This window comes from Streptomyces sp. NPDC028368, from assembly GCF_055565615.1.
The window spans coordinates 553,793-566,482 of the sequence record NZ_JBVHTY010000002.1; the positions used below are offsets into that span (position 1 = coordinate 553,793).

Below are 12,690 nucleotides of genomic sequence, written 5' to 3' on the forward strand. Positions count from 1 at the left end.
GTCGTACGGAACAGCGGCGGCGCCTGTCCCCTCCCCCCGACCGGAGGGCAGGCGCCGCCGGTCTTTGCGTCAACCACCGCCGTCAGGCGTCGCGTTCCTCGGGGAACCGGCGGCCCAGCTGCCGCGCCATCTCCCGCGCGGGCGCCGGTACGGCATGCGGCGGCGGGCCGGCCGAGGGCCGGAAGTCGTGCACCGGCGGACGCCAGGCCGACAGATCGATACGGTGGTCGCCCAGCGGCAGCACCCATCGGGGATCGGCGTGCACCCGCAGCACCTGGGCCTCCATCTGTGTCCAGGCCCCGTCACACACCCTCAGCTCACCGACCCGGCGCGCCTCCAGCTGCACCGGGCAGTTCAGCAGCCGGGGCGGCCGTACCAGCTCCGACGGCTCGGTCCACGGCGTGTCCGGCTCACCGGTCCCCGGACGTGTCGTCCCCCACGTCCCCTCCTCGGCTCCGCTCCCGGCCTGCGGCAGGTTGAAGACCACATCCGGCCGGACCGCGAGATTGCGTGCGGTACGGCCGCGGGCGGGCAGTGATACGCACACCACCGGGCCGAGCTCCCACCGGATCCGCAGCGTCACCAGCGCAAACGTCCCGTCGTCGTTCTCCGTGGACAGCAGCGCCGGCGCAACGGAACTGCTGTCCTTGCGCACGCCGTTCATGCCCCGAGGATAGAAGCAGGACGATTCGGTGCTCACCGAAGTGTGACAAGAGCTTACTCTCTGCACATGAACCGATGGGATGCCGACCATGAAAGCACCGCGGAAACCCCCGATGTGGCGGCTCTCGCGCGACTGCTCGCGGACCGCACCCGCGCCGCCATCTGTATGGCCCTGCTGGACGGCGGCACCTGGACCGCGAGCGAGCTGGCCGAGTACGCCGGGGTAGCCCCCTCCACCACCACCGAACACCTCAACCTCCTGGTCTCCGGCGGCCTGCTGGCCGAGGAGCGGCAGGGCCGGCGGCGCTATGTGCGGCTCGCCGGACCGGACACCGCCGAGGCCCTGGAGAACCTCGCGGGCCTCGCCCCCTACCGTCAGGTCCCGATCCGCTCGCTCGCCGAGGCCAACCACCGCAGGGCCCTGCACCACGCCAGGACCTGCTACGACCACATCGCGGGCGCGCTGGGTGTGGCGATCGCCGACGCGATGACCGAACGCGGCCTGCTGGCCCGGGACTACGGCCTGGTCCTGACCGGCGCCGGCGCCCGCTGGCTGACCGCCCTCGGCGTCCCCGGCACCGGACCCTCCGTCGCCCACCGGGCCCATGTCCGCACCTGCCTCGACTGGACGGTGCGCCGCCAGCACCTCTCCGGCGCGGTCGGCGCCGCCCTCTACCGGCACGCCGTGGAGCACGCCTGGATCGTCAAGGCCCCCGCCACCCGCATCCTGACCGTCACCGACGCGGGCCGCGCGGCCTTCCGCGACCACCTCGCCCTGCCCGACGAGGCGCTCTCACCGTCCCTGACACTGTCGGCGCCCCGCCCCTGACCGCCCGGCGCCGCAGGGGCCGGGCGCCGGACGTCAACGACCGTGTGCAGCACGCCCGTTGACGCCGGCCGGGCCGGCTATGCGTCGCCTTCCGCCAGGCGGGCCGGGAAGCCGCCGGTGGCGACGGGTCCCCAGCGCAGCGGGGTGACGCGGATCAGCGACTTGCCCTGCTCGCGCATCGCCGCCCGGTACTCGTCCCAGTCGGGGTGCTCGCCGGCGATGTTGCGGTAGTACTCCACCAGCGGCTCGACCGAGTCCGGGGCGTCGATGACCTCGGCCTCGCCGTCGATCTGAACCCAGGGGCCGTTCCACTCGTCGGACAGCACGATCACGCTGACCGACGACACCCGCCGGGCGTTACGGACCTTGGCGCGCTCCGGATACGTCGACATGACCAGCCGCCCGGAGTCGTCCACCCCGCAGGTCAGCGGCGAGCCCTGCGGGGTGCCGTCGGAGCGGCGGGTGAGCAGGATCGCGCGGTGACGAGGGCGGACGAACTCCAGCAGTGCGGGCAGCTCGACACGGGTGTTGCGGGCGATGGAAGGGCTCATGTGCAGGAGCCTAGGCCGTGCCGCGCGCTCCAGGGCGAACGCCGGCGGCGGGCGCCGTCCCTCTCACCCGGCCGACAGCTCCTTGCCGGTGGCCGCGTCGACCACCTTGCGCCCGCCCAGCGCCTGATCCAGCTTCAGCTTCACCTTGTCGGTGGCCAGCATCTCCGTGCACATCCCCTTGGTGCTCTTCTTCTTGCCCCAGCCGGAGACCACCACGATCCCCTTCGCCTCGTACTTGCGTGCGCCGAAGCGGGCGTCGCAGGCGCTGTGGCCGACGGTCACCGTGATCTCCCGCGTCCCGGCGCTCTTGGGGTGCTCCGCGGAGACCAGCGGCAGCACCGCCTCGTGCCGTCCCTTGGCCGGCGAGACCTTGGGCCAGTCCCGCGCTACCTGGTGCGCCCGCACCTCGAAAGCGTCCGGCTTCGTCGGTGGCGGAGTGCCCGCCACCCGCTGTGTGTCCTTGCCGCAGCCGGTCAGCGCGACGGTACCGGCCGCCGCCATCGCGAGCACGGCGGCGAGCGTACGGTGTGGGGTGAGCGTTCCTCGCATGACATGCCTCCTCGGGTCACGTATGTGACGTGGCAGGCAGGCGCGGGGTTCCCGCTGTTTTCCGCCGTACGGTCGCCGCGTTCGCCGCGCGCTCAATCCGCCGTCGGCGCAAAGGGGACAGCGGCCGCCGGCCGGCCGTTAGCGTCCGGAGCATGAACGCACTCCAGGAGATCACCCCGGCTGTCCGGCAACTCCCGTTCCCCGTCGGGCATGTGTATATCGTCGCCCTGCCCGACGACGGGTACGCGGTGGTCGACACCGGCATCCCCGGATCCGCCCCCGCCATCCTCGGCGCACTGGACCGTCTCGGCGGCCGTCCGAGCGATCTGCGGCAGATCGTGCTCACCCACTCCCACCTGGACCACATGGGTTCGGCCGCCGATCTGGTCGCCGCCACCGGCGCCCGCGTCCTGGCCGGCGCGCTGGACGCCCCCTGTGTCCGTGGTGAGGTCCCCGAGCCCCCGCCCGTCCTCACCCCGGCCGAACGCCCCCTGTACGAGCGCAACATGGCGGACTTCGCGGCCGGTGCGGTCCCGCCCCCGCGCCCCGTCCGGGTGGACACCGAACTTCACGACGGCGACATCCTGCCCGGCTGGCCGGAACCGGTCCGGGTGCTCCACGTCCCCGGCCACACCCCCGGCGGCGTCGCCCTCCACCTCCCCGGGAGCCGCCTGTTGTTCCCCGGCGACATCATCGGCGCCGACCCCGAGGGCCGGCGGGCGGTCCTGGGCCCGTTCAACGTCGACCGGGACGTGGCGCTCGCCTCGTTCCGGCGGCTGGCAGCCCTGGAGGACGTCGACACGGTGTGCGTGCCGCACGGGGGGCCGATACGCGGCGACGCGCGGGCGGTTCTGGCGGCGGCGACGCCGGAGGAGGACTGGCTGTAGGGAGCGCCCCGGCGCTCACCCGTCACCCCGGCGCTCACTCGTCACCCCGGCTCACCCGTCACCCCTCCTCCCCGTCACCCCGACTCGCGCGCCTCCACATGGAACGTGCCCAGCCGGTGTGTGGCGGGTGCGGTGCCCGGTTCGCGGATCAGGCGGTCGACCAGAGCGGCGATCCGTTCCGGCGGGATGACCTGCGCGCGGACCGTGGTCAGCCGGGGCCGCAGCAGCCGGCCCAGCAGCAGATCGTCGGCGCCGACCACCGCGATGTCCGCCGGGTCGCCGGCGCCGACGGTATGGCCCGCGTCCTGGAGGGCGCGCATCAGGAGCATCGCGTACTCGTCGTTGTAGGCGAACACCGCATCCAGGCCCAAGTCGGGCCAGGACGCGGCGAGTTGGTCGGCCGACTCTTCGGTGAGGCCCAGGGGCAGCGGCCGTACCAGGGTGCCGGGCCGGTCGGCGGCCGCGGCCCGTACGCCGGCCAGGCGGGGCTCGGCGAAGGCCGCGAGGCCGGGCTCGGCGGGGCGGATCACGCCGATGCGGCGGCGGCCGCGGTCGAGCAGATGGGCGCCGGCCCGCAGGCCCGCCTCGTGCTGGTCCAGGAGCAGGGTGTGGGCGCCGGGGGTGGGCGCCGGGCCGTGGGTGAGGACGGCGGCGGTGCCGGAGCGGCGCAGGAGTTCGACGGCGGCGGCATCCAGGGGCGGGCCGTGCAGGGTCAGGACGGCGGCGGGGCGCAGTTCGGCCCAGGCGCGGGCGGCCGCCAGGGGGGAGGCGGCGGGTGCGCCGTGCAGGACGCCGGTGTAGCCGAGGCCGTGCAGCGCGGTCTGGAAGCCGGCCAGGAAGGACGTGAAGAGGGGGCCGAAGGCGGGGACGGTGTCGGCGGGGGCGGCCAGGAGGACGATGCTGCCGCGGCCGGCCCGCAGGCTGCGGGCGGCGGCGTGCGGGACGTACCCCAGTTCCTCGGCGGCGGCCCGGACCCTGGCCTGGGTGCGGGCGCCGACACGCCCGGCGGCCTGGCCGTTGAGCACGTAGGAGACCGTCGCCCGCGACACCCCGGCGCGGCGGGCAACGGCCGCGCTGGTCGGGGGTGTCGGCAGGGCGGGGCGGTCCCGGGGCCCGGCTGCGTCAGTCATGCTGCCGGGCATCCTCGCACAGGGGTTTGTGCGCCGCGCGGCGGGGCCCGCGGGCATACCCGGGATCTCCTTACACGTGTAACCTCGGCGCATGCAGCTGCACACTCATGAGTGGGGCACGGGTGACCGGATCGCGGTGCTGGTCCACGGAATGATGTCGGATCACCGCACCTGGCGCCGGGTCGGCCCGGCGCTGGCGGACCGGGGCTACCGCGTCATCGGCGTCGATCTGCGCGGCCACGGCCGCAGTCCGCGCGGCGACTACGGCGCGGAGCTGTTCGCCGGGGATCTGGTGGACACCCTCCCGGCCGGCGCGGAGCTGGCCCTGGGGCACTCGCTGGGCGGCCTCGCGCTGTCGTTGGCCGCCGGGCGGCTGCGGCCCCGGCGTGCGGTCTACAGCGACCCGGCGTGGTCGCCGGTCGGCACCGGTCAGGTGGTGGACCCGGCCGTCTTCGTGACGTTCAAGGGCGCCGGCCGCGAGCTGGTCCGCGGCTTCAACCCCCGCTGGGACGAGGCCGATATCGACCTCGAGATGGCCACGGTCGCCGCCTGGGACACCGGCACCGCCCTCGCCCTGTCCGGGGCGCACCTGGTGGACCATACGCCGGAGCGGCCGGTCGTCCCGTCCCTGGTGCAGATCGCGGGGGAGGGGTTCCTCTTCACCGAGGAGGCGGCGAAGGAGCTGACCACCCGGGGCTTCGAGGTCCGTACGGTGGCGGGCGCGGGCCACACCATCCACCGCGACGACTTCGACGCTTTCATGGCGGGGCTGGACGGCTGGATCTAGGGCCTGTTACGTATCGCAGTCCAGGAGCGTGCGGCACAGTCCGCACCGTGCCTGGAGGCGGCCGCGGACCGGGACGCGGATGCGCTGGTGGCAGGCGGGGCAGGGGAAGGACACCCGCAGCGGCGCGGGGCCCTCGAAGGCGTAGCCGTCGGGTGACTCGCGCGAGGGGCCGGGGCGGCCGGCGGCCCGTGCCAGGCGGCGGTCCCTGGCGTAGCGGAGGCGGGCGAGCCGGCCGGCCGCGGCGAGCGGCGGGCGGCGGGCGTCCTGGCGGGCCCGCGCCGCGCCCGCCGTATACGCGTCGTACGCCTGCGGGCTGGTGAACCAGGGCGCCGGGTCCTCGCCGAAGAACTCCGCGCGCTGGGCCAGGACATAGCCGAACTCCTCCGGCGTGAGATAGCCCAGCTTCTGGGAGAACGGGCCGTGCTCGCGGTAGGCGTCCAGCAGCAGCCAGCCCGCGCCGAGGTAGGTGGTGGCGGTGTCGGTGAGGATCTCGTTGTCGCGGGTGCCGGGGAAGGCCAGACCCAGGCGGTGCAGGCACAGGTGCATCACCTCGTGGGCGAGGGCGGCGCCGATGTCGTTGCGGTGGGTCTTGAAGCGTTCGTTGAGTTCGATGAAGTACTCGGGGCCCGCGGTCAGTTCGACGTTCGCGGCGTGTTCCATCTCGCGGAACGAGATGACGATGCGGGCACTGGGCAGATGAAGCTGGCGCACCATGACGCGAGCCACCCGCTGTGCTCCCAGATGGACGTCCTCGGTGTCGTCGAAGGCGACATCGACGGGCAGCACGCTGGTGCCGAAGGTGGCGATCGTGTCGTACGACATCCGTCTGAACAGTGCCGTCATGGCCGAACGCACCGTGTCCAGGTGCGCGAACCCGTGCTCGACCTCACTGCCGCCCGTTGTCACCCGGCCACTGTACGGGCGGCCGGGAGCTTCCGGTATGGGCTGTATGAGGCATGAGGGGCAGGGGAGTTGGCCGGATGCGCACTCTTGTTCTCCGATCGCTCTCTCCACATAATCACAGGGCGCTTTACGGGCTCATCCCCCACTGGGTCCGGACGCCTTGCGGCGTGCTGCCTTCTTCCGCGTAGTTTCTGCGGCGGCCACGTCCGGCTCCGGTGTTGGCATGGGCTCGTCATCGACGTGCAACCCCCCACGAAAGGAAGCCCGTTGCGCACCCACCTCAAGCCCCTCAAGAGAGTCGCCGCCGCCGGCGCGATAGCCCTCGCCGCCGTCAGCCTCCAGCCCGCCTCCGCCTTCGCCCACCCCGCACCGGAGCCCGGCGGCGGCAGCCACACCAGGGTCGTCGGCGGCACCAAGGCCGACCAGGGCGAATTCCCCTTCATGGTCCGGCTGTCGATGGGCTGCGGCGGCGCCCTCTACACCAAGAACATCGTGCTCACCGCCGCGCACTGCGTCGACGGCAGCGGCCCGAACACCTCCATCACCGCCACCGCCGGCGTCGTCGACCTGGAGGACTCGAAGGCCGTCACCGCCAAGTCCACCGAGGTCCTGCAGGCACCCGGCTACAACGGCAAGGGCAAGGACTGGGCGCTGATCAAACTCGACAAGGCGATCGACCTGCCCACGCTGAAGATCGCCGAGGACGACAAGCTCAACAACGGCGACTTCACCATCGCCGGCTGGGGCGCCGACAAGGAAGGCGGCGACCAGCAGCGCTACCTCCTCAAGGCGACCGTCCCGTTCGTCGACGACGCCACCTGCCAGAAGGCCTACGGCGACCAGCTCACCCCCGGCGACGAGATCTGCGCCGGCAAGCTGGACACCGGCGGCGTCGACACCTGCCAGGGCGACTCCGGCGGCCCGATGTTCCGCAAGGACGACGCCGGGGCGTGGCTCCAGGTCGGCATCGTCTCCTGGGGCGAGGGCTGCGCACGGCCCGGCAAGCCCGGTGTCTACAGCGAGGTGAGCACCTTCGCCAAGGACATCAAGGCGGGCGCCGGCAAGCTGGGCGGCTGACCGCACTCACCTTCGCGGGGCCCGGGGCGCACTCCCCGGGCCCCGCGTCGTTGCCCGAAGGCGCCGAGCTGCGCACGCCCGCCCCGCCCGACGCGCCCGCCCCGCCCGCCCCGTCCGACGGCGCCCGCCCGCCCGTTAGTCCAAGACCTGTCCCTCCTTTGTCCATAGGCGCCCGCCCCGCCCGCGCAGCACGCTGTCCCGCGACAGGCAGTGCAGGTGCGAAGGAGGACAGCGCGCGTGAACCAACAGCCAGGGCCCAGCCGCAGAAAGGTCGTCGCCGCCACCGCGCTCGCCGGCGCCGCCACCGCCCTCCCGCTCACCACCCCCACCGCCGCGGCCGCGCCGCACACCGCCTCCGCCGCGCCGCGCCCCGCACCGGCCGTCCTGCGCTCCGACGCACTGGAGGTCCGCGTCGATGCCGCCTTCCCCCGCATCGTCTCCTACACCGACCGCGGCACCGGCCACATCCTGCACGGCCAGGAAACCCCCCTCACCCAGGTCCTCATCGACGGCACCGCCCGCACCCCCCGGGTCACCCACCGGGCCCGCGCCGACCGCGCCGCCTACACCCTCACCTTCGACGGCGGCACCACGATCACCGTCGAGATAGCGGTCGAGGCCTGGCAGGTCACCTGGCACGTCACCGGCATCACCGACACCGCGGCGCTGCGGGTGGGCACCCTTCAGATCCCCGGCCTCGCGCTCCTGAGCGTCCGCAGCGACCAGCCCGGCGCCGCCCTGCTCGCCGCCCGCATCGACCTGGACAAAGCCAAAAGCGGCGACACCCTCGTCACCGTCACCCCCGGCACGCCCCCGCAGGCCTCGCCCACCGGATGCGCCTACGCCGTCGTCGCCACCGGCCATCTGGCCGCCGCCATCGAGACCAACACCGTCTACGACACCCCCTCCGGCGCCACCACCTGGGAGAACGGCCGGCTATGGCGCCAGACCCTCCAGGGCGACGGCTTCGTCAAGGCACAGCTGGCGCCCGGCCAGTGGACCTGCCGGGCGGCCGGCGCGCCCCTGGACGCCACCGACCCCCTCCCGTACGCCACCGTCATCGTCACCCGCGACCGCAACGGCGACGGCACCGCCGACTGGCAGGACGCCGCCATCGCCCTGCGCGACATCATGGTCGTGCCCCGGGGCGCCGACGAACAGCATCTGCGGGTCGTCCCGCACATCCCCTTCAACTTCGCCAGCCAGGCCACCAACCCGTTCCTGGCCACCCTCGACAACGTCAAACGGATCGCCCTGGCCACCGACGGACTGCGGCAGTTCACGCTCCTGAAGGGCTACCAGTCCGAGGGCCACGACTCCGCGCACCCGGACTACGGCGGCAACTACAACGAACGCGCCGGCGGCCTGGCCGACCTCAACACCCTCGTCCGCGCCGGAAAGAAGTGGAACAGCGACTTCGCCGTCCACGTCAACGCCACCGAGTCCTACCCCGTCGCCCACGCCTTCTCCGACACCCTCGTCAACAAGGACGACGAGCAGTGGGACTGGCTCGACCAGTCCTACCGCATCGACGCCCGCCGCGACCTTCTCTCCGGCGGCATCGCCCGCCGCTTCGCGCAGCTGCGCAAGGAGACCGACCCGGCCCTGAACACCGTCTACCTCGACGTCTTCCGCGAATCGGGCTGGAACTCCGACCGCCTCCAGCGCCATCTGCGCGACCAGGGCTGGCAGGTCGCCAGCGAATGGGGCCACGGCCTGGAGCGCTCCTCACTGTGGTCGCACTGGGCGATGGAGACCGACTACGGCCCCGACACCTCCCGCGGCATCAACTCCCGACTGATCCGCTTCCTGCACAACCACCACAAGGACGTCTTCGCCGACAAGTGGCCGACCCTGCTGGGCAGCGGCCGGATGGGCAACTTCGAAGGCTGGACCGGCAAGAGGGACTGGCACGCCTTCCACAGGATCATCTGGACCGACGCGCTGCCCGCCAAATACCTCCAGGCCTACCCGGTCAGAACCTGGGGCGCACACGAGATCACCTTCGAGGGCCCCACCAGGACCTCGGTCAGCGACGCGGACGGCACCCGGAAAATCACCACGGACGGCCGCCTCGTCTACGACGACGGCGCCTACCTCCTGCCCTGGGAGCCGCGCCGCGCCACCGACCCCGCAAAGCTCTACCACTACAACCCCCATGGCGGCACCACCAGCTGGGACCTGCCCCGCGGCTGGTCGGACGCCACGGCGGTCCACGCCTACCGGCTCACCGACCAGGGCCGCACCCACGAGACACGCATCTGGGCCCGCGGCGGCCGGATCACCCTCACCGCCGAAGCCGGCGTGGCCTACGCCGTCCACCGCAACAAGGCCCCCGCACAGGGCAGCCCCGGCTGGGGCGAGGGCACACCCCTGACCGACCCCGGCTTCCACGCCGGAAACCTGGCCGGCTGGCAGGCCACCGGCCCGGCCTCCGTGCGGCCCAGCGAAGTGGGCGACTACGAGCTGGTCATCGGCGCGGGCGGCGCCGCCACCGTCGCCCAGCAGCTCACCCGGCTCGCCCCCGGCAGCTACGCCGCCTCCGTACAGGTCGAGGTCGGCGCCACGGCGGGGGAGCGGCGCCGCGCGGAACTGAAGGTCCGCACCGCCGACGGCGTCACCGCCGCCAACTGGACCCAGACCTCCACCGCCGGCAACTACGTCGCCGCCGACCGCAAGGCCGGCACCCGCTTCCAGCGCCTGTTCACCTTCTTCACCGTCCCCGAAGGCGGCGGCCCCCTCACCCTCACACTGACCGCCGCGGCAGGCCAGGCCCGGGTCCGGTTCGACAACGTACGGGTCGTGCCCGCCGCGCACAGCGCCACACAAGGCGCCCTGGTCCACGAGGACTTCGAGAACGTGCCGCAGGGCTGGGGCGTCTTCGTCAAGGGCGACGCGGGCGGCATCACCGACCCGCGCACCCATATCGCCCAGCGGCACGCCCCGTTCACCCAGCGCGGCTGGAACGACAAGGCCGTCGACGACGTCATCGACGGCGGCCAATCGCTCAAGTCGCGCGGCGAGAACGGCGGACTGGTCTACCGCACCGTCGCGCACACCGCCCGCTTCACCGCCGGCCGCCGCTACCGGGTCACCTTCCGCTACGAGAACGAAAAGGCGGACCAGTACGCCTGGATCACGGCCGTCGACGAGCCAGAGGCCCGCGAACTGATCCGCACCCCGCTGCCCGCCGCCACCCGGCCCGCCACCCACACCTACGAGTTCACCGCGCCCGCCGGCGGCGAGGCATGGGTGGGGCTGCGCAAGACCGGCGACGACGGGAAGGCGGAATTCGTCCTGGACTCCTTCGAGGTACGGGAGCTGTAGCGGGCACCCCAGGGGGTGGCGTGACCTTCCCGCCCGGCGCTACGGGCGAACGACAAGAAGGCGACGACACCTCCTAGCGCGGCGGCGCGCAGGGATACAGACCGGGCGTCCCCGCCCCTGCCCCCACCAGGGGCGGGGCGCCCTCCAGCTCCCACAGCAAAAGCTCGTTGTCGCCCTCGCGCAGCACCGGGCCCGGCACGAACAGGGTGCGCTGCGGGCCCACGTCCCAGTAGCGGCCCAGACAGAACCCGTTGATCCAGGCGAAGCCGCGTACCCAGCCGGGCAGCGCGAGATCGGCGTCGCCGGGGCGGGCGTGCACGGGCAGGACGGCGCGGTAGAGGCCCGGGTGCCCGCCCCCGTCGAGATCCCGGAAGCCGGCCTCGCCCCAGGGCGCTGTGCCCCCCGCCCCCTGTGCCACCGCATCCAGCCGCAGCCCGCGCGCCCGCACACCGTGCAGATACTGCCGCTCGTGCAGCAGCCCCCCGGTGATCCCCTTGGACTCACCCAGCCGCGGCCCGTAGTTGACCCGCCCCAGCGACTCCACCCACAGCTCCACCGACGCCGGCCCCGCCACCTCCCCGACCAGCGCATCCTCGCCCTCCACGACCGCCACCCGCACCCCGTCCACATACACGCTCGCCCGGTCCCGCAGCCCCCGCACCCGCAGCGGATACGCGCCACGCGGCCCCGGCACCTCGACCCGGTAGCGCACCACCCCCCGGTCCACGCCCAGCTCCTCGAACGTCACCGGGCCGCCCGCCTCGATCTCCGCACCGCCCAGCGCATCCATCACCTCCCCGGCCGGCGCCCACCGCCACGCCACCGCGGCCACCGGCTCGGACAGCACCCGCGGCGGCTCGGGAAGCTCCGGCAGCGGACCGTCCGCATACTCCGCCAGCACCTCACGAAAGAGGTGGAACTTCCGCGTCGGGCGGCCCCGTTCATCGACGGGCGCCTCGTAGTCGTAGGAGGTGACCGTCGGCTGCAGCGCCCCCTCATGCAGCTCACCCGCACGGTTCGCGCCCGCCCAGCCGCCGAAATTCGTCCCGCCGTGCGCCATGTACACATTGACCGAGCCGCCGCACTCCAGGATCTCGCGCAGCGCCGCCGCGGCATCCTGCGGCGTACGGGGCTCGGCCCGCCGCCCCCAGTGCGCGAACCAGCCGCACCAGAACTCCATGCACATCAGCGGCCCCGCGGCCTGATGGCGGCGCAGCGCGGCGAACGCCTCCCGGGCCCCGGACCCGAAGTTCACGGTGGCCAGCACACCGGGGACCGAGCCGCCGGTGAGCATATGGTCCTCGGGCCCGTCCGAGGTGAACAGCGGCACCCGCACGCCCAGTTCCCGCAGCAGGCCCGCGATATGCGCCGGATAGCCGAGGTCGCTGCCGTACGAGCCGTACTCGTTCTCCGCCTGCACCATGATCACCGGGCCGCCGTCCGGACCGCCCGGCCCCGATGCCACCGTGCACTGCCGGGCCACCACCTGCGGCAACAGCCTGGCGAACCAGGCGTCCACGGCCGCCAGATACACCGCATCACGAGTCCGCACCCGCCGCCCCAGCGGCCCCGTCAGCCACTGCGGCAGCCCGCCGTTCTCCCACTCCGCGCAGATGTACGGCCCCGGACGGACGATCGCCCACAGCCCCGCCGCATGCGCCGCATCCAGAAACCGCCCCACCGCCCCGACATCGTGGAACTCGCCCGGCCGCGGCTCGTGCACATTCCACGGCACATACGTCTCCACACAGTTCAGACCCATCGCCCGCAACATCGCCAGCCGATGACCCCACTGCGCCTCGTGCACCCGGAAATAGTGCAGCGCACCGGACAGCAGCCGCACCGGCCGCCCGTCCCGCACGAAGTCCCGCTCGCCCACCTCGAACCGCGCCACGTCCCACCGCCCTCACAACATCCCGGCCACCGGTCACCGGTCACCCTCGCCCCCTGGCGGCGCGGCGGTCCATGGACAAAGATCGGCGTTCAT

The 12,690-nt window shown here is 73.2% G+C and carries 11 protein-coding genes; 5 read left to right on the top strand and 6 right to left on the bottom strand.

Features of this window, described 5'->3' with window-relative positions:
- Positions 1 to 82 precede the first annotated feature (82 nt).
- Positions 83 to 664, bottom strand: a complete 582-nt coding sequence (locus tag ACZ4S3_RS05990; RefSeq protein ID WP_467926495.1) for a hypothetical protein — start codon at positions 662 to 664, stop codon at positions 83 to 85.
- A gap of 66 nt (positions 665 to 730) precedes the next feature.
- Between ACZ4S3_RS05990 and ACZ4S3_RS05995 the strand changes: the two genes are divergently transcribed.
- Positions 731 to 1,492 carry an ArsR/SmtB family transcription factor gene (locus tag ACZ4S3_RS05995; protein WP_467926500.1) on the top strand — a complete coding sequence of 254 codons (762 nt, stop codon included), beginning with the start codon at positions 731 to 733 and terminating at the stop codon, positions 1,490 to 1,492.
- Positions 1,493 to 1,569: 77 nt separating this feature from the next.
- Here the strand turns inward: ACZ4S3_RS05995 and ACZ4S3_RS06000 are convergent, their stop codons facing one another.
- Positions 1,570 to 2,043 carry a PPOX class F420-dependent oxidoreductase gene (locus tag ACZ4S3_RS06000; protein ID WP_467926505.1) on the bottom strand — a complete coding sequence of 158 codons (474 nt, stop codon included), beginning with the start codon at positions 2,041 to 2,043 and terminating at the stop codon, positions 1,570 to 1,572.
- A 63-nt stretch (positions 2,044 to 2,106) separates the two neighbouring features.
- A complete protein-coding gene (locus ACZ4S3_RS06005; RefSeq protein ID WP_467926509.1) occupies positions 2,107 to 2,592 on the bottom strand; it encodes a hypothetical protein in 486 nt (161 codons plus the stop codon).
- A 152-nt stretch (positions 2,593 to 2,744) separates the two neighbouring features.
- Between ACZ4S3_RS06005 and ACZ4S3_RS06010 the strand changes: the two genes are divergently transcribed.
- Positions 2,745 to 3,479 carry an MBL fold metallo-hydrolase gene (locus tag ACZ4S3_RS06010; RefSeq protein ID WP_467926513.1) on the top strand — a complete coding sequence of 245 codons (735 nt, stop codon included), beginning with the start codon at positions 2,745 to 2,747 and terminating at the stop codon, positions 3,477 to 3,479.
- Positions 3,480 to 3,553: 74 nt separating this feature from the next.
- Here the strand turns inward: ACZ4S3_RS06010 and ACZ4S3_RS06015 are convergent, their stop codons facing one another.
- Positions 3,554 to 4,609 (bottom strand): LacI family DNA-binding transcriptional regulator, encoded by a 1,056-nt coding sequence (locus ACZ4S3_RS06015; protein WP_467926517.1) that lies wholly within the window; start codon positions 4,607 to 4,609, stop codon positions 3,554 to 3,556.
- A 91-nt stretch (positions 4,610 to 4,700) separates the two neighbouring features.
- Here ACZ4S3_RS06015 and ACZ4S3_RS06020 point away from each other — a divergent pair, with 91 nt between their 5' ends.
- Positions 4,701 to 5,396 (top strand): alpha/beta fold hydrolase, encoded by a 696-nt coding sequence (locus ACZ4S3_RS06020; RefSeq protein WP_467926521.1) that lies wholly within the window; start codon positions 4,701 to 4,703, stop codon positions 5,394 to 5,396.
- 6 nt (positions 5,397 to 5,402) lie between these two features.
- On the opposite strand, the gene ACZ4S3_RS06025 is transcribed toward ACZ4S3_RS06020, so the two are convergent.
- On the bottom strand, positions 5,403 to 6,302 hold the full coding sequence (locus ACZ4S3_RS06025; RefSeq protein ID WP_467926525.1) for a hypothetical protein: 900 nt from the start codon (positions 6,300 to 6,302) through the stop codon (positions 5,403 to 5,405).
- A 264-nt stretch (positions 6,303 to 6,566) separates the two neighbouring features.
- On the opposite strand from ACZ4S3_RS06025, the gene ACZ4S3_RS06030 reads away from it, so the two are divergent.
- Both ACZ4S3_RS06030 and ACZ4S3_RS06035 read left to right on the top strand, forming a co-directional pair.
- Positions 6,567 to 7,376: a S1 family peptidase gene (locus tag ACZ4S3_RS06030; protein WP_467926529.1), complete on the top strand. Its 810-nt coding sequence runs from the start codon at positions 6,567 to 6,569 to the stop codon at positions 7,374 to 7,376.
- Positions 7,377 to 7,613: 237 nt separating this feature from the next.
- The gene (locus ACZ4S3_RS06035) at positions 7,614 to 10,703 is read left to right on the top strand and encodes an endo-alpha-N-acetylgalactosaminidase family protein (RefSeq protein WP_467926533.1); all 3,090 of its coding nucleotides are present in this window, start codon (positions 7,614 to 7,616) and stop codon (positions 10,701 to 10,703) included.
- Between the two features lie 73 nt (positions 10,704 to 10,776).
- On the opposite strand, the gene ACZ4S3_RS06040 is transcribed toward ACZ4S3_RS06035, so the two are convergent.
- Positions 10,777 to 12,597, bottom strand: a complete 1,821-nt coding sequence (locus ACZ4S3_RS06040) for a beta-galactosidase (RefSeq protein WP_467926538.1) — start codon at positions 12,595 to 12,597, stop codon at positions 10,777 to 10,779.
- Between the last annotated feature and the right edge of the window lie 93 nt (positions 12,598 to 12,690).